The sequence below is a fragment of the Devosia sp. ZB163 genome (genome assembly GCF_028613635.1).
Lineage (GTDB): Bacteria > Pseudomonadota > Alphaproteobacteria > Rhizobiales > Devosiaceae > Devosia_A.
In genome coordinates, this window is sequence record NZ_JAQRMY010000004.1 from 611,482 (window position 1) to 633,728 (window position 22,247).

General features: G+C 64.3%; 21 protein-coding genes. 5 read left to right on the top strand and 16 right to left on the bottom strand.

All coding sequences use genetic code 11. From position 1 onward, the window contains the following. Positions 1–7: 7 nt before the first annotated feature. Positions 8–418: a MarR family winged helix-turn-helix transcriptional regulator gene (locus tag PRN20_RS21270; RefSeq protein ID WP_273959688.1), complete on the bottom strand. Its 411-nt coding sequence runs from the start codon at positions 416–418 to the stop codon at positions 8–10. A 215-nt stretch (positions 419–633) separates the two neighbouring features. After that, positions 634–1,680, bottom strand: a complete 1,047-nt coding sequence (locus PRN20_RS21275) for a substrate-binding domain-containing protein (RefSeq protein WP_273959643.1) — start codon at positions 1,678–1,680, stop codon at positions 634–636. Between the two features lie 228 nt (positions 1,681–1,908). On the opposite strand from PRN20_RS21275, the gene PRN20_RS21280 reads away from it, so the two are divergent. The 3 genes from PRN20_RS21280 to PRN20_RS21290 all read left to right on the top strand — a co-directional run bounded on the left by PRN20_RS21280 (position 1,909) and on the right by PRN20_RS21290 (position 5,713). Then, positions 1,909–3,336, top strand: a complete 1,428-nt coding sequence (locus PRN20_RS21280) for an amidase (RefSeq protein ID WP_273959644.1) — start codon at positions 1,909–1,911, stop codon at positions 3,334–3,336. Positions 3,337–3,361: 25 nt separating this feature from the next. After that, entirely contained in the window at positions 3,362–4,060 is a 699-nt protein-coding gene (locus PRN20_RS21285) for a cysteine hydrolase family protein (RefSeq protein ID WP_273959645.1), read from the top strand. 66 nt (positions 4,061–4,126) lie between these two features. Beyond that, on the top strand, positions 4,127–5,713 hold the full coding sequence (locus PRN20_RS21290; RefSeq protein WP_273959646.1) for an amidase: 1,587 nt from the start codon (positions 4,127–4,129) through the stop codon (positions 5,711–5,713). Between the two features lie 103 nt (positions 5,714–5,816). Here the strand turns inward: PRN20_RS21290 and PRN20_RS21295 are convergent, their stop codons facing one another. Continuing rightward, the gene (locus PRN20_RS21295; RefSeq protein ID WP_273959647.1) at positions 5,817–6,254 is read right to left on the bottom strand and encodes a PPC domain-containing DNA-binding protein; all 438 of its coding nucleotides are present in this window, start codon (positions 6,252–6,254) and stop codon (positions 5,817–5,819) included. Between the two features lie 253 nt (positions 6,255–6,507). Between PRN20_RS21295 and PRN20_RS21300 the strand changes: the two genes are divergently transcribed. Beyond that, positions 6,508–7,137, top strand: a complete 630-nt coding sequence (locus tag PRN20_RS21300; RefSeq protein ID WP_273959689.1) for a hypothetical protein — start codon at positions 6,508–6,510, stop codon at positions 7,135–7,137. Between the two features lie 110 nt (positions 7,138–7,247). Here PRN20_RS21300 and PRN20_RS21305 read toward each other — a convergent pair whose 3' ends face one another. Together PRN20_RS21305 and PRN20_RS21310 are read right to left on the bottom strand one after the other, a co-directional pair. Beyond that, on the bottom strand, positions 7,248–7,580 hold the full coding sequence (locus tag PRN20_RS21305) for a YciI family protein (protein WP_273959648.1): 333 nt from the start codon (positions 7,578–7,580) through the stop codon (positions 7,248–7,250). 71 nt (positions 7,581–7,651) lie between these two features. Beyond that, positions 7,652–8,143: a YciE/YciF ferroxidase family protein gene (locus PRN20_RS21310; RefSeq protein WP_273959649.1), complete on the bottom strand. Its 492-nt coding sequence runs from the start codon at positions 8,141–8,143 to the stop codon at positions 7,652–7,654. Positions 8,144–8,390: 247 nt separating this feature from the next. Between PRN20_RS21310 and PRN20_RS22915 the strand changes: the two genes are divergently transcribed. Continuing rightward, a complete protein-coding gene (locus tag PRN20_RS22915) occupies positions 8,391–8,693 on the top strand; it encodes a hypothetical protein (RefSeq protein ID WP_443112604.1) in 303 nt (100 codons plus the stop codon). Here the strand turns inward: PRN20_RS22915 and PRN20_RS21320 are convergent. From PRN20_RS21320 to PRN20_RS21370, 11 genes are all read right to left on the bottom strand, one after another. Next, entirely contained in the window at positions 8,690–9,607 is a 918-nt protein-coding gene (locus PRN20_RS21320; RefSeq protein ID WP_273959650.1) for a hypothetical protein, read from the bottom strand. The genes PRN20_RS22915 and PRN20_RS21320 overlap by 4 nt on opposite strands. 611 nt (positions 9,608–10,218) lie before the next feature. Continuing rightward, the gene (locus PRN20_RS21325) at positions 10,219–10,527 is read right to left on the bottom strand and encodes a putative quinol monooxygenase (RefSeq protein WP_273959651.1); all 309 of its coding nucleotides are present in this window, start codon (positions 10,525–10,527) and stop codon (positions 10,219–10,221) included. A gap of 207 nt (positions 10,528–10,734) precedes the next feature. Then, positions 10,735–11,817, bottom strand: coding sequence for a DUF917 domain-containing protein (locus tag PRN20_RS21330; protein ID WP_273959652.1), 1,083 nt, complete (start codon positions 11,815–11,817; stop codon positions 10,735–10,737). A 17-nt stretch (positions 11,818–11,834) separates the two neighbouring features. Continuing rightward, a complete protein-coding gene (locus PRN20_RS21335) occupies positions 11,835–12,938 on the bottom strand; it encodes a DUF917 domain-containing protein (protein WP_273959653.1) in 1,104 nt (367 codons plus the stop codon). Continuing rightward, the gene (locus tag PRN20_RS21340) at positions 12,928–14,475 is read right to left on the bottom strand and encodes a hydantoinase/oxoprolinase family protein (RefSeq protein ID WP_273959654.1); all 1,548 of its coding nucleotides are present in this window, start codon (positions 14,473–14,475) and stop codon (positions 12,928–12,930) included. The genes PRN20_RS21335 and PRN20_RS21340 overlap by 11 nt, the downstream gene beginning before the upstream one ends. Further along, positions 14,472–15,365, bottom strand: coding sequence for an ATP-binding cassette domain-containing protein (locus tag PRN20_RS21345; protein ID WP_273959655.1), 894 nt, complete (start codon positions 15,363–15,365; stop codon positions 14,472–14,474). The genes PRN20_RS21340 and PRN20_RS21345 overlap by 4 nt, the downstream gene beginning before the upstream one ends. Then, on the bottom strand, positions 15,362–16,207 hold the full coding sequence (locus PRN20_RS21350; RefSeq protein ID WP_273959656.1) for an ABC transporter ATP-binding protein: 846 nt from the start codon (positions 16,205–16,207) through the stop codon (positions 15,362–15,364). Before PRN20_RS21350 ends, PRN20_RS21345 begins: the two co-directional genes overlap by 4 nt. Beyond that, positions 16,207–17,094, bottom strand: a complete 888-nt coding sequence (locus PRN20_RS21355) for an ABC transporter permease (RefSeq protein ID WP_273959657.1) — start codon at positions 17,092–17,094, stop codon at positions 16,207–16,209. The genes PRN20_RS21350 and PRN20_RS21355 overlap by 1 nt, the downstream gene beginning before the upstream one ends. Further along, positions 17,094–18,116, bottom strand: coding sequence for an ABC transporter permease (locus PRN20_RS21360; RefSeq protein WP_273959658.1), 1,023 nt, complete (start codon positions 18,114–18,116; stop codon positions 17,094–17,096). Before PRN20_RS21360 ends, PRN20_RS21355 begins: the two co-directional genes overlap by 1 nt. Before the next feature lie 79 nt (positions 18,117–18,195). Then, positions 18,196–19,662, bottom strand: coding sequence for an ABC transporter substrate-binding protein (locus tag PRN20_RS21365; protein ID WP_273959690.1), 1,467 nt, complete (start codon positions 19,660–19,662; stop codon positions 18,196–18,198). A 286-nt stretch (positions 19,663–19,948) separates the two neighbouring features. After that, a complete protein-coding gene (locus tag PRN20_RS21370; protein ID WP_273959659.1) occupies positions 19,949–22,222 on the bottom strand; it encodes a helix-turn-helix transcriptional regulator in 2,274 nt (757 codons plus the stop codon). Positions 22,223–22,247 lie beyond the last annotated feature (25 nt).

A 22,247-nucleotide genomic window follows, 5' to 3' on the forward strand; every position in this document is an offset into this window, starting at 1 on the left:
ACCGTGCCTACTGGATCAGCTCTTTGAGCAGATCCCGCAGCTTGGCGGCCTTGTCGCCTTCGAGCAGGTCGACGATGCGCTGTTCCTGGGCGCTGGAGACGCCGCGGAGGCGCTTGAACAGGGCCTTGCCGCCGGGGGCGGTGAGGATGAGGACGCGGCGGCGGTCGTTGGGATCGGGGGCGCGGTAAACGAGGCCCTCCGCCACCATCTTGTCGATGATCTTGGTGAGCGTGGGCGCTTCGATCAGCGACTGCGTGGCGATCTCGCCCATTGCCGCAGGTTCGCTGGCGTCGAGCACTTCGAGGATACGGTACTGCTCGATCGGCACACCGCCGGGACGCAGCCGCTCCTCGAGCTCAGCCTCGAGCTGCCGGTTGATGCTGGCGATCATGTAGGCCAGCTGATCCTTCATCCGCATCTGTGCCAACCCATCCTCCCGGAATTTCAATAGTCGAATGTTCAAGTAACGTGATGTGCGCTACTCGCGTTCCGACCTTTGGACAGGGGTAAGCGTGAGTTGCGCTGAGTCAGGTGTGCGTAATGGCCGCACGCCATCGTTGGCGTGTGCTTAGCACCGTGACTTCAGTCTGACAATATTGCGAATGAAACTAAATTGAGGGTGTGGCGACCATGTCAGTGCTGCAACTCGGCGACGACCTGGAGGGTGACGCCCTCCGCCTCGCCGAGGTACACGGTCGGCCGAATGCCGATGGAGCGGTCGGCCACCATGTGGCGGGCGAAGTTGCGCGAATTCGGGCGGTTGAGTTCGCGCGCCAGAACATGCGGATCGAACGTGCCCAGGTTGCGGACCATCCGGGTGAGCACATGCAGCCCGTCATAGGTGCTTGCGCTTGCCGCCGATACCGGCGGGGCATAGGCGCCGAAGGCATCGTGGTAGCGCTCGAGAAACGAGTCGTTGGAGCGCGAGTGCTGCCCGGCGAAATAGCTCGCGGCGGTGAAGAGGTTGGTCGTCGCTTCGGGCCCGATCCCGCAGATCACCGTCTCGTCGACAATGAGGCCGAAGCGCAGGATCTTCTGGTCAAGGCCGGCAGCGGCGAAGGCCCGGTTGAACTCGACAGCACACTGGCCGACCAGCGCCATCACCACCACCTGCGCGCCTGACCTGGCAATGGTGCGGATGAGGCCGGAAAAATCCTGCGGCCGGGTGGGGACCATGGCGGTGCCGACCAACTGAGAGTTCTGTGCCTTCAGCACGCGACCGGCCGTACCCAGGGTCGTTCGCGGCCAGATGTAGTCGTTGCCGACGAAAAAATACCGGTCGGCATGCTTGGTGGTCTTCAGCCAGTCGAGGGCGGGGCCGAGCAGCTCGATGTCGCTCGAGCCGATCGCAACTGTGGAGGGGCCGACCGCGATGCCCTCGTATTGCGAGGTGTAGATGTAGGGCAGGCGGCCGCCGACATGGCTGCTGATGGCTTCGCGCAGATCCGACGTATGCGCGCCGACGATGACCGCGACTTCGTCCATGTCGATCAGTTGGTCAACGGCGGCGATCGCCTCGCCGGCGGTGAAGCCGCAATCACCGAACACGACCTCCAGCTCCTCGCCGAGAATGCCGCCCTGGTTGTTGATTTCGGCGGCGCCGAGGGTGACGGCAGCATCCAGCGCCGGGGCCCACATGCCCGCAACGCCACTTCTCGAATGCAGCATCCCAACTTTCATGCACCCCTCCGCAAGCAGTCCACGAAACTTGCCACTCGAACGATCCTGAGGGCCGCGGCGACGGGGTACCCTGTACGCTCCAAGCCGGGATGTCAAACGAATGATGCTTTTTTGACCGAATGTATGAGTTGCACAAAAAGCAGGCACTGCACGACGCGAGACTCCACTTGCAATGTTGATATTTTCATATTTGACTATCAGGAATGATATTAAATTGGAGACTCTGCCATGGATGCCAAGGCGCCGCATGCGCTCACGGCCGGTGAGGACCTGCATTACTTGAGCCTGACGGCGGTCTCCGAACTGATCCGGACGGGCGTCGTCAGTCCCGTCGAGGTCACGCGCGCGCTGCTCGACCGGATCGGTGGGATCGATGGACAGCTGAAGAGCTACACGACCGTCACCGCCGAGCACGCGTTGGCCAGTGCCCGCAAGGCCGAGTCCGAGCTGGGGCAGGGGATCTGGCGCGGGCCACTGCACGGCGTGCCGGTGGCGGTGAAGGATCTGTGCGACACGACCTTCGCGCCGACGAGCGCGGGCACCTTCATCCATCGCGACCACATGGCCGCCAGCAACGCCACGGTGGTCGACCGGCTCGAGAGCGCTGGGGCGGTGATCCTGGGCAAGCTCTCGATGACCGAGGGCGCCTGGGCCGGCCACCACCCAAGAATGAAGACCCCGGTGAGCCCCTGGGCCGATGACGTGTGGACCGGCGCATCCTCGTCGGGGTCGGGCGTCGCGACCGCCGCGGGCCTTTGCTACGGTTCGCTGGGCTCGGACACCGGTGGCTCGATCCGATTGCCGTCGACCGCCTGCGGGCTCACCGGCGTGAAGCCGAGCTGGGGCCGGGTCAGCAGAGCCGGCGTCTGGGCTCTGGCAGACTCGCTCGACCATGTCGGGCCAATGACCCGCACGGTGGCTGACGCCGCCGCAATGCTGGGCGCCATCGCCGGGCATGACGCGCGCGATACGACGACGCTCAACGCACCGGTGCCGAACTACCTCGCGGCGCTGGGCGGTTCGGTTGCCGGCCTCAGGGTCGGTATCGACGAGAACTACATCTTCACGACGGCCTCGGAGGAAGTCGCCGCGATGATGTGGGAAGCCATCGCCGCCTTCGAAGCGCTCGGAGCGCGCATCGTACCCGTCACCTTCCCGTCGATGGACGAGATGGGCGCGCACTGGACGACGATCTGTGCCGCCGAATGCGCAGCAGCGCATGGCGAGACCTACCCGACCCGCAAGGACGAGTACGGCCCCGTGCTGACGGCGCTGCTCGAGATCGGCCACGGGGCCAGCGCCAAGCAGCTGGCCGAGGCCATGCAGTATCGCCTGAAGATCAACGGGGCAGTGGCCAAGACCATGCTCGGTTGCGACCTGCTGCTGGTGCCTGCCATTCCCTACCGCGCACCGGAGGCGAGCATGTTCGCGCGCTCGATGACGGCGGAGGAGTTCGACGGGCTGACCCGCTTCACCGCCGTGTTCGACATGACCGGCCAGCCGACCCTTTCGCTTTCCGGCGGCGCCGATGCGCGGGGCGTGCCGATGGGCTTTCAGCTCGTCGGCAACGGGCTCGACGAGGCGCTGCTGTTCACGGCGGGCCACGCCTACCAGTCCGTCACCAGCTGGCATGCCCGGCACCCCGAGCTTTCCTGAAGCACCATCACGAGAGGATACTCAGATGCATAATGTCACGCTTCCCGCCCATATCGTCGAGCGCATGCGCAAGGTGCGCGGCGGTTCGGACCACATCTATTCCTCGCTCGACATGAGCAAGGTGGCGCATGTGTGCGTGGACATGCAGGTCGGCTTCGTCGCCGAGGGCGCCCCGATCGAGGTGCCGATGACGCGCGAGATCTACGGCACGATGAACACGATCTCGGAAGCAGTCCGCAAGGCCGGCGGGCTCAACGTGTTCACCCGCTACACCTACGATCCGTCCGAGAAGCACTCGTGGGCCTATTGGGTCGAAACGCTCGGCGCCGACCAGAAGGCCGGGCAAGAGAAGATGGCCCCCGGCATGCCGGACTGGGAGATGGACCCGCGCATGGAGATCAAGGCAGGGGACCTCATCGTCGACAAGACCCGCTTTTCGGCGCTGATCCCCGAGACCTGCGACATGGATGCCCAGCTCAAGGCCAAGGGCATCGATACGCTGATCATTACCGGAACGCTGACCAATTGCTGCTGCGAGAGCACGGCCCGCGACGCGCTGCAGATGGGCTACAAGGTGATCTTCATGTCCGACGCCAACGCGACGCTGTCGGACGAAGAGCACCTGGGTACGCTCATCTCCATGTACACGATCTTCGCCGACGTGATGGACACCCCGTACCTGCTCGACCTGATCGAGAAGTCCTCGGTCAAGGCCGCGGCCTGACCTTCAGTGGTCCGACCGGCCCCGGTTTGCGGGCCAGTCTCCTCCCATCCGTTCCGGAGTGTCAGCATGAATGCCCTCGCTCAGGCCGTTGATACGGCTGTCGAAATCGACGTCGCAGAACTCACCATCGCCGATGTGCAGGCGGCCTTCGCGGGCGGCACCTATACATCCGAGCAGCTCACGGCCGCGCACCTCGCCCGCATCGAGAAATACGAGCCGTATTACAACGCCTTCACCTTCATGGCCCCCGATCCGCTGGCCGATGCGCGCGCTGCGGACGCCCGCCGCGCGGCCGGTAAGTCGCTCGGTCCGCTCGATGGCGTGCCGGTGGTGGTGAAGGAGGCCATGGACATGGTCGGCCTGCCATCGACCGGCGGCTGGGCACCGCTTTCGAGCCTCGCCGGCGGGTTCGACCTGATGCCCGGCGTCGATGCTCCGGTTGTCGCACGGCTGAAGGCCGCCGGCGCGGTGATCCTGGGCAAGACCAACATCCCGGCCTTCAGCTACGACGGCGCTCGTGCCAACACCAGCTGGGACGGCCCGACCTACAATGCGGTGAACCGCGACATCGCCCCGGGCGCGAGCTCGAGCGGCACCGGCACGGCGATCTCCGCCAGCTTCGCGGTGGTCGGCCTTGCCGAGGAAACCGGCGGCTCGATCCAGAACCCCGGCGCGGCACAGAGCCTCGTCTCGGTGAAGCCGACTTTCGCGCTGATCCCCAATACGGGTGTTGCCCCGCTCGCCGGCTCGACCCGCGACGTGGTCGGTCCGCATGCGCGTACCGTGAAGGATGCGGCGCTGCTGATGGACGTGCTCGCCGGCTACACGCCTGCCGACCCCAAGACGGTCGCGGCGATCGGCAATGTGCCGGAAGGCGGCTACACGTCGCTGCTGTCGGACACGGCGCTCAAGGGCAAGCGGCTCGGTCTCTACGGCCCCGGCTGGCGTACCAAGCCGGTGGCCGAGGAGACGGCCAGGCTCTATGCCGCAGCGATCGACGAAGTGAAGGCACGAGGGGCGGTGCTGGTCGATGACCCGTTCGCGGGCACGGCGTTTGCCTCGTTGGCAAAGGGGGCAGCCGGGTTCGACGCGCGCGGGCTCGAGTCGATCATCCACGATTTCGAGAACTTCCTGCGCCGGATGGGACCGGGGGTTGCGGCTACCTCGTTCAAGGCTCTGGCCGCGATGCTGCCGTCGGATCCGTTCGGCACCGAGGGCACTTTCGCCAAGCTGACCGAAGGCAGCCCGGTGGTGCAGAAATCGCTGGAGGATCCGACGCTGCCGCCGGACCTGAGCGAGTTCTACGCGGCGCGCATGGCCTACCTGAAGCTGTTCAACAAGGTGATGGCCGACAACCAGCTCGATGGCCTGGTGTTCCCGCAGTCGGAGGGCCCGCTCCCGGGCGTGTTCGAGAAGGCGGAGTATCTGGCGACCACCGTATCGGAGATCAACATCGCCGGCCTGCCAGGCGTCACCGTGCCCGCCGGGCAGTACACGAACGGTGCGCCCTTCGCGCTGATCTTCGTGGGCAAGATGTGGAGCGAAGCCGAACTGCTCGCCTTCGCCTACGACTACGAGCAGGCGACGCACCACCGCCTGGTGCCCAAATTGGTCGAAACACCGTATCCGGTGCCGGCCGCAAACGACGCCTGATTGCAAGAGGTCACACCAACTGGTGGTGGTCACGGAAGCAGGGCTCCACACCCCTGCTTCCCAAGTCCCACTTGGGTTGCGCCAAGCGCATCGCCATCGCTGCCTATGGACGAATGAGTGGAAGACCGCTGGCCTCGTCCATCTGCTTTCGCAGAGCTCCAGGTGTCTCGGTAAGCACCAGTTCGAGGGTCGGCCGGACGAAGCCACTGTCAAGGTGGCCGGCAAGGGCGCTGCCATCTCGCCGACCCAGCACTGCATGGACATGCACAACCGGAGTTCCGTCTGGGCCGAGCACGATGTCGCCCGTGAGAGAGGCAACCTCCACCTGCTCGTCGACCGGAATGGGCAGGTATTCTTTCCGCTCCCAATCGAAGTAGGCCAGCGTCGCGCGTTCGAAGGCGCCGATCGCGGTAAGGCTGGTCGAGTCCAACCCCTCTTCGATAGCGAAGCGCTTCAGACACGCCATCGCCTCGTCACCTGTCTCGAGCACGACGACCCAAGTGGCATGGCCGGATACTTCGTGCATTCGCCTCGTGCGCATAGAAACCTCCGTTTGCTGGCACAACGGGGTGGCCCACGTGAAGTTGCTATGGCGGAGGAAGGTGTTCGCACGAAACCATTCGATGCCACGGAAGTTCAGTCAGCAGGCCGGCGAGCGCGTCAACTGGACGTGGTGGTACGGAGAACGTCGCGGTTTTTCCAGTTTCCCGCGACGGCCAACGAAATGGCAGCCGAGCTCCTGTCCCATCCGCTCGCCGGTTGCGACGTCCCCGGTCACCACTTATCTCGAGGGCATGACGTCAAACTTGCATTCCACATCGGATTTGATCCGGGTCTGGCAGCTCCCTTACGCGGCCAGGCTTGGGTCGTCGGTGCGGTCCAAGGGCATCTATCTTGAAGTCCGAGCCCGTCTCCCCACTGCAGTGCGGAAGGCGCTGACGGTTTCGGCCGGCGAGCTGAGACTACGAATGCCAAAAGGCGCCGACGATGAGTTCCTGCGGGCATCCTCGATTGTCTCGAAGGCCTTGGAAAGTATCGAGGATCTGCCGGTGATCCCACGGGAGATAGAAGATATTCTGGGGATTTCGACCACGGAACGTCATCGATGGCTCAAGGATGGTCGTCTACCAAGCATCGGCACGCGCACGGTCAAGCTGCGCGGGCGGGTCAAGAAGATCACGTTCCACGTGTTCGATCCTCGCCAGGTCGAGGATCTGCTGGACCGGGACACCATTGATGCCTGGCGTGCAGAGGACGCTGAGAAAGCCGCGGAAAACAGGCGTCGTGCCGCCTGGAAGGCAAAGTTGACGCGCTTAAAGAGGAAGGGTGATCAAGGCCCCACTGCTTCTACAGAGCCGGTCGATGCCGATGATCGGTTCGCGCTGCGCGGTTGGGCCGAGTTCGAACGCGAGGGTCCACGATAGAAGCGTGGGCGACGGCCGGCAACCTGGAAGGCCAGTTCGGAACCTCCGGAGATCCCTATGGAGTGATACTGTGGCTCGATCATCCCCGACCCCGCACCCGCGCAACCGGCCTATACGCTGACCTGCAGCGGCCAGACCTCGATCACACCATGTGCGACGGCGCATGGTGATTTCGACGCCATCTCCACAGCCTCTTCGAGACTGTCTGCCTCGATCAAGCCGAAGCCGGCAATCGGCAGGTCGGCCCTGAGATACGGCCCGGGCGATGTCACAACACCGTGTGCATCAGGGTTGCGCACCTGAACTGGGGCTCCGGCAACGCCCATGACAGCGCCAGCCTGTTGCATGGCCGCATCGTGGGCGTGCGCTGTGTTCCGCACTGCCTCGTCGGTTTGGTCATAGCCCTGCTGACCGCCGTATCCGATAGTGATGAACTTCAGCATCTCAGTTCCAGCCTTGCGGGTTTTGCCTCACCTTGTAAGGCGGCGCCAAGGGCGCCGCCTCTCCAGCTTACCTACGCTGCCTTGAGGTTGGCCCCACTCATTGCGACCTGGGAGAGCTTCCGATCGGTCGCCTCTTCTTCCTTGAGCGTGGCGTCAAGCAGCGACACCGCGTCCTTCAGGCCGAGTTGCTGAGCCCAGGTCTTGAGCGTGCCGTAGCGGGCAATCTCGTAGTGCTCGACAGCCTGCGCGGCAGAGATCAATCCGGCGTCGAGGGCCGGCGTATCCTTGAAATCTTCCATGATGCTCTTGCCCTCCTCGATGATGCCGAGGATGGCTTCACAGGTCTTGCCGCGTGCCGGCTTGTCGATGAGCTCGAATACCTGCTCAAGCCGATCGATGTGTCCCTCGGTCTGCCGGAGGTGCTCTTCGAAACCTGCCTTGAGGTCCGGCCCCTGCGCTGCCTTTGCCATCTTCGGCAGAGCTTTCACGATCTGCTTTTCGGCAAAGTAGATGTCCTTCAGGGTATCGAGGAAGAGGTCGTCGAGGGTCTTTTCACCCGCCATCGTTCGTCTCCTTTTTGAGGTCGCGGCCAATCCGCAGCGAGTCATCAATCTAGTGATGGAGGATAAGTTCCAACCGACTGGAACGAGATGTAACGGTCGAACAACAGCAACAGCCCTATCCCAAGTTCAGCAGCAGAATGGACCCGGTGCCCGACTACGGCGAGGCTAGCTACCGGGGCTCGCGGCGGTTGGGGGCAAGAAGACGCTGATCACCGGTGGTGATTCCGGCATCGGCCGAGCGGTTGCCCTGGCCTCAGCGCGAGAGGGTGCGGACGTGGCCATCTCGTACCTGAACGAGCACGAGGGTGCCCAAGACGCCAAACGGGGCATCGAAGGCGCCGGCAGGCGATGCCTACTGCTCCCCGGCGGCCGGTCGATCATAGAAAGACCGCGGAGGCGTTCGGTCGCATCGATGTCCTGGTCAAAGTGGCGGGCCGTAGCCCGCCACTGGCTGACTCATCGGATGAACAAAAGGATGATTATGATCAACCAGATGGGCACGCCGAGAATCCAAAGTCCCAGTGCTCTGAACATCCCATCCTCCTTCTAGAAGCGCCGAAACAGGCCGGGGAAGACGGTAGCCTTGTCCCGGTGGTCGCCACCCTTCTGGGCGGCCCAGAAGGCGGCGACGGCACTAACGAGGAAAGAGGCGGCCGTCAGGAAAGCCACCAGCACGGCTGTCTTGCGTGCCGTCTCCGCCGCAGCACTTGCCTGCGCCTTGGCCTGATCGACCGCCGTCATCACCTCGTCGACCCGGGCCGTGGCCTGGTCCGCAGGCATCCCCGAATTGACCGCCACCAACTGGCCAAGATGCGCACGATCTGCGTCGCTCAGTGTGCCGCTGATGGCGCTCTGGGCGAGGATGCGTCCGGCTTCGGCCCTTGCCGTCGTCGTGTCGGCGACGGGAGGAGCTGGGGGAGCAGCACCTTCGGCGGGGGCAGCTGGTCGGAACAGCCAATCGGCATAGTACGCAGTTGGGTCCACGGTACTGCCGGCGTCGTCGGCGACAGTCGCCGCGGCGTTCGTGACGGTCGCGGCCGCCGAGCCTACTGCATTCGCCGCCGCTGAGATGCCGCCTGCCGCGATGATAGCGCCGACAACGAGCGCACCGCCCCAGACCAGTAAGCCATGAGCACCGTCACGAATGTCGGCCTCATCCTCCGTCGCGTCATTGTGGCGCTTGCGGAGCCGGCCTGTGGCATAGGCGCCGGCCATGAAGCTCGAGACCTGGACCCACAGGAGCCAGGTTCCGGCCGCAATTGCGATCCAGACCGGGTTCACGTCATTGCCGGCACGGAAGTCCACCATGCTCAGGCCCAGCGCCGAGCCGAAACCCAAGAGCACGATCGAGATTGCCGAGGCTATCACGATGCCCGCAATGACCGCCGGCCAGTCGACATAGGATCCACGATCGTCGACAGCCGTCATTACCGGCGCCACGACTACTTCTGCTTGTGAGGGCATGGTCATTGCCAATCCTCACCGCAGTCCGAAAAACGACAGGACGGCCAGGATCACGACGACCAAGCCGACAAGATAGATAATTCCATTCATTTCTCTGCCTCTCTGAGTGTGCAGTTGCAGCAGGAAAAGCTGGCTAACGTGGATTGGTTGCAACCGCAGCCGCCAGGGCCGACTACGAGGTCGGGCAAGGCCTGCCAAACTCGCCCCACGGCAGTCTCACTGGTCGACAATCCCCGGCACGGACCGGAAGGGCGATAAGGGGCGAATGCCATATGAGACGGCTCACGTTGGAAGTCGCCAACGAAGACGCGGTCCACCGTGTGTTTCAGCGCTGCATTGACGGAGGCGCAATGGCAATCGAGAGGCCACAGCGAAAGAACTGGGGCTATGTTGGGTATTGTTGACCCTGATGGGCATATGTGGATCATCGCCGCAAATCTGGGGTGCCCGATGGGCAGTCGTCAGTGCGCTTTCTCCGGCTGCTTTGATGTTGTCCAGCGCCAACGCTGCGACCTCGGCCCAGTCACACGCCCATTGATCAGGCTGGCCGGCGTGCCAATCGAAATCGCGGACCAATTACAGGATAGCCGGTGGAGGAACACCCACCCGCCTTAATGCGCAGACTTGTCCGCAATGATCCCGAGCTTGTGAATCTCAGGCACGTTAGCAAACAGGTTCCCCGCCTTTATTCGCTCCATCAAGGCAGCCGCGACCTTGCCGTTCAGGTGTGCGTCGCGACCAGCCTCGTCATCGAACGTGTCAAAGATTGCGAAAGAGGAAGGTCCCTCCTGGGTCGCGTACCAAGTTTTCGTCCCTGGCTCGGCATTCACCAAGGGAACTGCCGACGTAAGAAAATCCGCGACCTCTTGCTCCTTTCCAGGCTTGGCCTCGAGCGGAACGTATAGAGCGTACTTTGTCATTGGCTCTCCTTTCTGACCGTGTCGACTGCCGCACGATAGCGACACGGAGCCCCGCGACCTTGACGTCTGTCAGTCCTGGGAGGGGGAGAGCATCTTGAGCCGGGAAGGCGGTGGAGTTGGTGCCGAGGTGCTGGTGCAGCAGCAATTCCTGGAGCGCTGGTCGGGCGATTGCCGGCGAGGATGGCCTCACCGGCAATCGCATTCGGCTCATCTGTTGAAATACTGCCGATAGTCCGTGTCGTAGCCGAAATACCGTGGACCGACGAGTTCGATGCCGGCCGGCGTCAGCCACTGCGGATTGGATGGCATGGCCAGCGCCTTGAGGCGGAGGCCGTAGCGTAGCGCGTCGGCAGTGACAGGCAGGCCGGACTCCGCATCGAGCACCGTGATCAGGTCGGGTGTCGTGACGAGGATTTCGCCATCGCGCTCGGCCATCAGGAACTCATTCTGGAAATCGAGCCTGAAGCTATGCCCCTTCCATTCCTCGACGCCCTCGAAGCGGGCGGTACCGCGTGCGAAGCCGCCAACCGTGCGCCGTTCGATGTCCTTGATGCGGCCGTGGAAGATCACCTCGGCTTCCAGCTTTTCGACGATGGCGTTGACCGGATCCACGTGTCCGGCCTTGGCCTCGCGCAGGGTGCGGCCGAGTTCGGAGCAAAGGGTCAACGTCCCACGTACGATCGCCTTCTTTGCCACGGCGCCCGACATCGAATAGAAGGCGAGCAGAGCCGAGCCGCCCATTTCCACGGTGGCGGCCCGGGCGAGGCGCTCGGTCCAGGCATTGCTGACCGTCTCGAGGACCAGTGAATTGCCCTTGTCGTCGCAGAGCACCATTGGAGTGGCGGAGACGCCATGCATGGTGAAGGTCACCATCTGCAGTTCGGGGTAGGCGCGACCCATGCCATCGCCATCGACGAGCGGCAGGCCGGCCATGGCAGCCACTACGAACGGAGTGGTCGAATTGACACCGCCAGCCTCGCCGCAAAGGACGGCGTCGATCTTGCGGCCGAGCAACTGCTCGAGCGCGCGGAAGGCGTTGATCAGCTCCTCGCCCTGCGGCAGCTTCTCGGTCATCACGGTGGGGGCGCCCATCATGCACACTGGAACCACCAGTGCGTCGTCGGGCAGTTCATCGATATCGACGAGGTTCACCGGTCCGAACTGCTTGATGGCCTGCTGGGCCATCAGCTTGCCGACGTAGGGGTCACCGCCGCCGCCGGTGCCGAGAATGGCGCCGCCGGTGGCGATGTCTTCCATATCCTCGGCATGGATGGTGCGAAGAAACTTCATTCTGGGTTCCTTTCGCCTCAGGCCAAGACGGCTTGAGGCTGCAGCGGGTTGAAGGTGAGCTCGGGGTAACCGAAGGCCTGCGGGCCGACGATCTCCAGTGCCCTGGGGGTCTTCATCAGGTCATGCACAGGCAGTCCGATCACGGCGATGCGCTGGCCGTAGCGCAGCACTTCGGTGGTGATCGGCTCGCCGGTATCGAGCTCGAGATTGATGATCAGGTCAGGCACCATGATCACCGGCACGTCGTCGACCCAGAGCACAAGGTTCTCGTTCTGGATCGCAATACGTGCCTCGGAGCCCGCCCAGTCGCCGACGCCGGTAATGTGAGCGTGGCCGCGGGCGAAGCCACCAACCAGTTCGCGGCGGACGTCGGTGACCTTGCCGGTGAAGAACAGCTTGCCGCCGGTAGAGGCGACAACGCGCTCCACTACGTTTTGTCGTTTCTGGCGGGCATCGAGCACGGTCTGGCCGATCTGGAGTGCCTGCGTCACCGTGCCGGGCACTGCGGTGCGGCGGACGAACTCCATCGACATCGGGGCGATGGCAAGGCCGGCGGCCGCCCCCATGTTCACCGAGACTCCGCGGGCAAAGGTCTCGAGCCAGAACATGTCGATCACGTCCTTGAAGACGACGACATTGCCTTTCTCGTCAGCGATGGCAGCGGGAGCCGCCTTTGCGCCATAGATGAAGAACGTGGTCATCTGCACTTCGGGGAAGGCTCTGCCCATCCCGTCGCCGTCGATCACCGGCAGGCCGGCATAAGCCGCGGCGATCACGGGCTCGAGCGCGTTGGAGCCGCCGATCTCGGCCGAGATGGTGGCGGAGATCTTTACGCCGGCGGTCTCTTCCACGGCGCGCATGGCGCGGTAGCACTCGCCGCCTTCCTCGATCTTTTCGACGCCCACCACGGGCGCGCCGATGCCGCCGACTTCGCCGACCCAGGCGTCGTCGGGCAGTGCATCGAGCGGCAGGACGCGGACTTCCGCACCCTTACGGATCAGTTCGCGGGCTCGAAGCATGCCGACATAGGGATTGCCGCCGCCGCCGGTGCCGAGCAAAGCGGCGCCGATCGAGAGCGGGTGGAGGTCGTCCTCCTTGAGGAGGTAACCCTTATCCGACATGCAGTTCACCGACGGCCTTCACGCGGACACGGGTGGCGTTGCCGGGCAGGTAGGCCAGCGGCACGTCCTCAACATCGACGATCTCGATTGAGGAGCGGAGCGCTCCGGCGGTGACCGCCGCTTCGGTGGCGCGTTCCTTGGCATCGGCCAGCGCCTGGTCACGGCCGATCTCGGCCAGGGCGTAGACGCGGTCGACCTCGCCCGAAACCTGGGCAATGGCCGCGCCGACGGCGTTGGCTACGGCGAAGTGGTTCGGCTTGATCACTTCGAGCCCGCCGATCGGGCCATCGACGAGGATCGAGCCGCCGCCCACGACGATCACCGGCAGCGGTTCGGGCGAGAGGCGCGAGCGCTCGACGCAGTCCTCGAGCATCGACTGGATGCGCTCCTGCGTACGGGCGATCAAGTCGGGCGTCAGGTGCGCGACCTTGGACTTGTCGCCGAGCTCGTATCGGCCCGAGGCCACGACGACGTCGGAGGTGGTGAGCGTCTTGCCACCGAAGATCAGCGCTTCGGTAACGATGCGGTAGCCGACCGAGGTCGGGCCGACCTTGATGGCGCTGCCGGTTTCGACGACGTGCGAACCACCCCCGAGCCCGATAGAGAAGACGTCAGGCATACGGAAGTTGGTTCGCACGCCGCCCACTTCCACGGCCACGGTGGCTTGGCGTGGAAAACCCTTGTGCAGCGAGCCCACGTCGGAGGTGGTGCCGCCGATATCGACGACGATGGCATCGGCGACGCCCGAGAGGAACGCCGCGCCGCGCATCGAGTTGGTCGGGCCCGAGGCAAAGGTCAGCACCGGGAACTTCTCGGCGAACTCGGCATCCATCAGGGTGCCGTCGTTCTGGGTGAGGTAAAAGCGGCCACGGATGCCGGTCTCGGCAATGGCCTTGCGGAAGGCTTCGATCACGTGCTTCGACAGGTCGCGCAGGCAGGCGTTCATGATCGCCGCATTCTCGCGCTCGAGCAGACCAATGCGGCCGATATCGCTCGAGAGCGTGATGTGCACGCCGGGCAGGGCCTTGGCGAGGATTTCGCCGGCCTGCTTCTCGAAGTCACCGGTCACAGGCGAGAACACCGAGGTAATGGCAATGGTGTTGATGCCCTTGGCCTTGATGTCCTCGGCGATGCCAAGCAGTTCCTGCTCGTCGATCGGCGAGATGACCCGCCCATCGAACTCGTTGCCTCCATGGGCGAGGTAGCCGGTGCCACCAATTGCTGCCTTCAGGTCTTCGGGCCAGTCGACCATCGGGGGCAGGGAGGCGGTCGCGGGGAGGCCCAGCCGCACCGCGGCAGTCTTGGCGAGGTCCCGGCGCTGCACCACGGCATTGGTGAAGTGGGTGGTGCCGATCATCACCACGTCGATGGCCGAGGCGTCCATCTTCGAAGCTTCGAGCACGGCCCTGAGGGCGCTCACGACACCGGTCATCACGTCGCCGGTGGTGGCTGCCTTGACGCCGGCGATGACGGTCGCGCCGTCCATGACGACAGCGTCGGTGTTGGTGCCGCCCACGTCGATGCCAATTCTGATCATGTTTCTGTCCTTTGGGAGACTGGTGTCGCTCCGTCCCGGAGCGCGATGAGTTGTTCTGCGGTCGGGATTTCCCCGTCGATCAGCGGGATCTTGGGCCGCATGGCCTCTTCCTCGGCCGAGATGACCGGCACCGAGGCAAGGAGGAGTCGGGTGTAGTCGTGCTGCGGCGCCTCGAAGACGGAAGCAGTGGGACCGGTTTCGACGATCTTGCCGAGGTAGAGCACGCCGACCGTGTCGGCGAAGTTCCGCATCAGACTGAGGTCGTGCGAGATGAACAGGTAGGTGAGCCCGAGCTGCTGGCCGAGATCGACCAGCAGGTCCATGACGCGGGCCTGCACCGAGACGTCGAGCGCCGAAGTCGGCTCATCGAGGATCAGCAGTTGCGGGGCCACGGCCAGAGCGCGGGCGATGGCGACACGCTGCTTCTGGCCCCCCGACAGCTCGTGCGGATAACGCAGGGCGAAGTCGGTCGGCAGTTGCACCATCTCGAGCAGTTCGGCGATCCGCCGCTTGTGCTCACCGAGCGGTGTCCCATGCGCGGCAAGCGGCACGGCAATCGACTGGCCGACGGTGCGACGCGGATTGAGCGACGAACCGGGATTCTGGAACACCATCTGCACCTTGCGCCCATAGGCACGGGTGCCGGTCTCGCCGGTGATGCTGTGGCCGCTCAGCAGGATGTCGCCGCTTGTCGGCTTGGCGAGTCCCATGATCATGCGGGCGATGGTCGATTTGCCTGAACCGCTTTCGCCGGCAAGTCCGTAGACCTTGCCCTTTTCGATCGAGAACGAAACGTCGTCGACGGCGCGTACGTCGCCGGTCTTCCGGCCAAAGCGGTTTCGGACCGGGAACAGCTTCGTCAGTCCGGCGATTTCCAGCATGTTCGTCATGCGGCTGCCCCCGCCTTGCCGAAACTCGTGCCGCCGGTCAGCCGGGGCACCGCGGCGATCAGCGCCCGGGTGTAGTCGTCGCGCGGCGCTTCGAAGAGATCGGCGGTTGGCCGATGCTCGACCACCACGCCCTTGTTCATCACGTAGACGTAGTTCGAGGTCTCGCGCACGACGCCAAGGTTGTGGGTGATCATCAGGAGAGCGAGGCCACGCTCCTCGACCAGATCCTTCAGCAGCTTCAGGATCTGCGCCTGGGTCGTGACGTCGAGCGCGGTGCCGGGCTCGTCGGCGATCAGGAGCTTCGGCTCGCTCAGGAGCGCCATGGCGATCAGCACGCGCTGACGCATACCGCCCGACAGCATTATCGGGTAGGACCGCGACACCCGCTCGGGGTCGCGCATCCGCACCTGGCCGAGCACTTCATGCACGCGCGCCATCCGCTCCCTGTTGCCGCGACTACGGCCGAGGCGACGGTCGGCGTATTTCAGGATCGTGCCCATCTGGTCGGCGATGGTGAAGACCGGGTTGAGCGAACTCATCGGGTCCTGGAACACCATCGACATCGCGGTGCCGCGGAGCTTCAGCCGCTCCTTGGTCGGCATGGTGAGGAGGTCGTGGCCGTCATAGAAGATTTCGCCGCTGGTGACCTTCGCGGGCGGCGTGCGCAACAGGCCCATGATGGCCCGCATGGTCACGGTCTTGCCCGATCCGCTCTCGCCGACGAGCGCGATCTGCGAACGAGCCGGCACGTCGAGCGACACGCCCTTCAGCACCTGGTTGGTCTGGCCGTAGGTGGTGAACTGGACACTGAGGTTACGGACGGCGAGAAGGGCGTCGGACATCAGCGCACCTCCTGTACGTCGAACAGGTCGCGGAGGCCGTCGCCGAGCAGGTTGAAGCCGAGGGCGACGATGAGGATCGCGGCCCCTGGCAGCACTGACTCCCACCAGTAGTCCGGCAGGAAGGCCGAACCCGAGGCGACCATGGTGCCCAGGTCTGGGGTCGGAGGCTGGATGCCCAGTCCGAGAAAGCTCAGCGAAGCGCCCACAAGAATGACGAAGCCCGCATCGAGTGAGGTCTTCACCGCCAGCGCCGAGACGCAGTTGGGCAGGATCTCGCGGAACAGGATGTGGAACTTGCTGGCGCCCAGTGTCTCGGCAGCCTCGACAAACTCCTGAGTCCGCAGTTGCCGGGTAATCGAGTAGATGAGGCGCGTGTGCCAGGTCCACCAGAGCGCCGCAATGGCCAGCATCGAGTTGATCAGGTCGGGTGAAAGCACCGCCGCCACTGCCAGCGCCATCACCAGTGGGGGGATGGCAAGCGCGATGTCGGTCAGACGCATGATGACGATCTCGACCCAGCCGCCGAAGTAGCCGGCGAGGAGGCCCAGCGTGGTGCCGACCGGGATGGCGATCCCGAGCACCACCAATGCCAGGAGCAACGAGATGCGCAGCCCGAAGATCACGCGGGTGAAGATGTCACGTCCGACGTTGTCGGTGCCGAACCAGTACTCAGCCGAGGGGGGCAGGTGGCGGGCACGGAAGTTCACCACCGCGCCGACGTGGTCGGGATGCGGCGTGATCCACGGCGCGAGGATCGCGGCGAGTATGGCGAGGATGACGATGGCCGCGCCAATCACCGCGGTCGGATTGCGCGAGAAGCGATACCAGTTCTGGTAGGCGTTCGAGAGCCGGCGCGGCGGGGTGGTGGAGATGGTTTCGCTGGCCATCAGCGGCTCCCACGAATGCGGACGCGGGGATCGACGAACCCGACAAGGACGTCGATGACGAGATTGACGAGCACGAAGAACACGCCCGAAACCATCACCACGCCCATGACGGCGTTCAGGTCCTTCTGGAGGATCGTTCGGATGCCATAGGAGGCTATGCCCGGCCAGGCGAACACCAGTTCGACGACGAACGCGTTGCCGATGAGCGAGGCGAACTCGAGCCCGAGGATGGTCAGCGGCGGCACGAAGCTCGGGCGCAGCATGTACTTGAACACGCGGATCGGCTCCGGCACGCCGAAGGCGCGGCTCGCCTCGATATAGTCCTGGCTCGACACGTCGATCATCGACGAGCGGGTGATGCGGGCGATCTGCCCCATCGTGGCGAGCGCCAGCGCTGTGGCCGGCAGCAGAAGATAGCGCAGCGCCTCGCCAAACACGTCGAGCCGGCCGGCGAGCAGCGAGTCGACGGTCAGCAAGCCGGTCACGCTTGCCACGAATTCCATGTTGTGGGGCAGCCGTCCTGTGGTCGGCAGGATATGCAGCACGTAGCCGGCGAGGATCTGCAGCAGCAGGGCGGCAAAAAAGCTCGGCGTCACTGCCGAGAAGATGGCGAGGATGCGCACCAGCGTATCCGGCCACTTGTCCTTCCATCGCGCGGCGGCGACGCCAAGCGGAACGCCGAACACGAAGGCAAGAGTGATCGTTGCGAGCACCAACTCGAAGGTTGCGCCGAAGGTCTCTCGGATGTCGTCGTTCACCGGCCGTTCGGTCAGCAGAGAGCGGCCGAGGTCGCCCTGGCTGAGCCCGGCGATGAACATGCCGTATTGCTCGACGATCGGCTTGTTGAGCCCCAGCTTCTCCTGCAGGTCGGCGACCTGCTGAGCGGTGGCGGTAGGTCCGAGCGCCATGCGCGCCGGATCGCCAGGCACCACGCGGGCAATGGCGAAGATGACGATCGACAGGCCAACGAGGACCAGGATCGACCACAGAATGCGCCGGACAAGGAAAAGCAGGAATTCCAAAGGCAGTCCGCCCTGGTGAAAGGAGAATGCGTCGTGCGGGAGAATGGCGCCCCCGGCTTCAGCCAGGGGCGCCGTTCTATCAGCAGGTCCAGCTGTAGCGGGTGAAGTCGTAGTCGAAGGACATCATCGGAACGGCCTTGAAGCCGGTCAGGCACTTGTCCATGGCGTGCTGGACGGTCTGAGTGTTGAGGAACACGTCCGACTGCAGGTCGACCAGCTTGTGCTGGAGAGCCTTGTAGAGTTCGGCCTGCTTGGCGGTGTCGCCGGTGCCGCGGGCCTCATCGATCATGGCGTCGACTTCCGGATCCTGCAGCCACTCCATCGAGGCCCAGGTGCCGGCCGCTTCGGAGTGATACTGGGTGAAGAACATCGAGTCCGGCGACGGGTAGGTCGGGCCGAAGAAGATCTGGTTCACGTTGGGGGTGGTCTCGACCTTGCCGGCGATCTCGGTGATCCGGTTCCACGGGTCGGCCTGCTGCGTGACCACGAAGCCGAGCTGCTCGAGGTTCGACTGCATCAGCAGGCTGATCTCTTCCTCGAACTTGGTACCCGCGACATAGGCGAGTGTGATCGGGATAGGCGAGCCAGCATACTTCGACAGCGCGACTTCCGCCTTGGCGGCTTCGAGATCGTAGACCGGCTCGGCGATGTCGTCGGCGTGGAAGGCGGCGAAAGCCTTCGGCAGCGGCGTCGAGAGCACGCCGCCGGGTGAGATCACATCCCGGATCGTCGCATAGTCCGTCGCGAGGGCGATGGCCTTGCGGATGTGCACGTCATCGGTCGGCGCCGCCTTGGTGTTGAGCTTGAGGTAGAAGGCCGTCGAGGTCTCTTCCTTCGCGATCACGAAGCGGCCCATGCCCTCGAGGGCGGTGTAGGTGTCGGGCGACTGGAACTGGCTCGACATGGTCAGCTCGCCCGAAGCGGCGAGCGAGCGCACGGTGGCCTCGTCGTTGGTGATGATCCAGCGGACCTCGTCGATCGGGCCAGCACCGAAACCCTTGTAGTAGTCGGGGTTGCGGGTGATGGTCATCTGGCTGCCGCGATCCCAGCTCTTGAGGCTGTAGGCGCCGGCACCAGCAACGTTCGTCGCGAGCCAGGTCTGGCCGTCGTCCGAGCCCTCGTTGGCCTTCACCAGTTCCTCGTTGAGGATGAAGATGGCCGGCACGGTGGTAAGGAAGGGCGCGAAGGTCTTCTGCAGGGTGAACTTCACGGTCTTGGTATCAACTGCGGTCACCGAGCCGGGCGTCAGCACACCGGCGAAAAGGTTAGCAGGGCCCTGGTTGATACGCAGCAAGCGCTCGACGGTGTAAACGACGTCGCTGGCCTCTACCGGCGAGCCGTCGGCGAACCTGGCGTCGTCGCGGAGCGTGTATGTGACTTCCTTGGCGTCGTCGGACACCGTCCAGCTCTCCGCCAGCTCCGGCACGATATTGCCCTCGGAGTCCACAGTGACGAGGCCGTCATAGAGGTTCACCGCCGCCATATAGTCGGTGTAATCCGAGATCTTGGCCGGGTCGATCGTGCCGAAGATCTGCACGGTGTTCATTGTCACCGTCGCCGCCATAGCGGGCATCGCGCCCAGCATCATGGCGGTTGAAAGAGCAGTTGCTGCAAGAAGCCTGTGAATCATCATGCTGTTGTGTTCCCTGTCCCGTTTTGTCGCCTCGCGCGCCTTAGCCCCGCGCTCGAGGATTGGCCGGGTTGTGCCGGCGCCCCTGGGGGTCCCGCGTCACCTCACGGTCACGCAGGCCCGATAAGGGGAGCTTCGCAACGAGCGAGCGCCTTGCTCAAGGCGCAATGACGGCTAGGTTTTTGACTAAAAGGTCTAGGTTCTAGCTAACCAGCCCGAGCGCCCGGGCGGCGCTGATGGCCTCGCGGCGGCGCTTGCAGCCGAGCTTTCGGTAGGCGTTCGAGAGGTGGAACTTCACCGTCGCCTCGCTGAGGCCGAGTGCGTTGGCGATGAACTTGTTGGAAGAGCCTTCCGAGATCATCATCAGAACCTTGGTCTCGCGCCGACTGAGCCCGTTCTGGGCGCCGAGCGCCGAGTTCGGCAGCCCGCCATCACGCAGGCGCCGCAGCACCTGCCGCACCGGGGCGGAGATCTCCAGGTACTCGCCGATGCGCTGCTGCTCGATAAGTTCGCTGAGAAACACCCTCTCCTCGGCTAGCGGCGCGATGGCGCCGAGCCGAGCCGCCTCCTCAAACACCTTCTGCAGCAGCGCCCGAGCCCGCGACAGGTTGCGCTGCCGCTTGTAGACAAAGGCCAGCCACACCTCGGCGCAAAGTCGTTGCCGGCCGGTCAGGTTCAGGTTGCCGATGATGAAGCCGAGCTGACGTTCGAGATGCGGGCGGGTTGGCTGTTCGTAGACAATGTGCCTCAGCCAGATCATCGCCTGCACGATCTCGTCACGATCCCTGAGCCGCTCGAGCTCCTCGCCAGCGGCTGCGACCCAAGCACGGGTAATGCGGGTGGCGAGCGCGGCGACTTTTTCCGCCGCTTCCTGCCAGCGGTTGGCATTCTGCAGGATCGCTGCCTCTCGCAGTTCGATCATCACGCCGAACTGCCGGTTCGAAATCTGGTAGACCCGCCAGCGATCGAGGAAGTTGCGGGCCGCAATGGTGGAGAAGTGCTCGCTCAGCGCCTGGCTACCGTAGTGCAAGGCGAACTCGATCAGGCTTGGCCAGATTTCACCGTGAACGAAATCGTCGAGATCGGTGGAGAGGAAGCGGGCCAGTGGCTCGGGCTTGCCGCCTTCGTAGTCGATGCAGGCGTTGAGCAGGGTCAGCAGTCTCTCATCGCCCGGACTTTCGAACTCGACGCCGTGCAGGTAGCGCTCCGCCTGTTCCGCGTGCTGTCGGGCATTGGTTGCATCACCCATCAACAGGCGCATCAGGGCCTGGTGGAGGCTGATATAGAACGAGAGCATCGGCACCCGGGCCTGCTCGTAGTGGTAGAGGGCGCGCTTGGCGACATCCTCGGCGGCGGCGAGGCGGCGCCCGCGGATGTAGAACTCCAGCACCGAGTTGTAGAAGCTGCCCCGCACGATGTGGTCGGCGAGCGGCAGGTCGGCGAGGGTGCTGAAGACCTGCTCGAACAGTTCGTCGGTGAGAAGGTAGTCCTCGTAGATCAGCATGACGACGCGGAAGGCGACCAGATCAGTGCTGTAGAGATCGCGGCTGGTAAACACGCGACGGACTTCGTTCACTCCACTGCCAAAGCGATCGGCCAGCAACCGGCGGGCCCGGGCAACCTCGCCGTGCTTGAGCGCCTGCATGGCAAGGCTCATCACCAGCGTGTCATTGCCCAGCGCATAGTCGAGTGGAAAGCCCTCCAGCACGCGATCGAAGGCGGCGGCGCCATGCCGATAGAGGTAGAAGCGGCCGCCGCCGGCGCTGAAGGCGTCAAATGCTTCGTCGAGGCGCCCGATCGATTGCCAGGTGATGATGGCGTCCGTCAGTCGGTCCAGCTTCGTATATGCCACAGCCAGTTCGGCTGCCTGCTCAGGTTGCTCGCGCTGGGGTGCCATCACGGTTACAAGCGCTTCGCGCAGGGCAGGGCGGACCAGTTCAAGCAGCTCGGCATTCGACATCTCGACGGGGTGCCCATCGAGCCAGGCCTCCAGGCCGACCAGTTCGGCCGGTTCCATCCGGGCCAGGAGCTCGCTCGCCAGGAAGACCGAGAGTTGACCATCAGCAACGTCCGATTGGCCAAGAAGGATCGGCCAGCCGCGCGACTGCTGGAACATCCGGTCTGCGAGCCGGCCCGGCATCGCCGTCAGCAACTCATCGCTGCCGAGCAGCAGTTCAGCGGTGCCCAGCCTGCGCACATGGCCATAGACGCCGGCCCGATCGAGGGCCGGCAGAACTGTTTCCGGCCGCTTGGCGATGACGATGCGACGCAAGCCCGAGACGAAGATCTCGGGCAGGGGATCGGGCGTAGTGCCGGGTGGAATGTCCCAAAGAATAACGGGGCCATCGCCCAAGGGCGCCGAGGGCCCGCAATGAACCGAGGTGCCCAGTTCCTCGGCCAACTGGGCCAGTAGTACCGACTTTCCCATCCCTGCCCAGGCCTCGAGCAGCACGATGGGGTGCGGGGTGGCAAGCAAATCGGAGCGCTTCTGCGCGCGATCG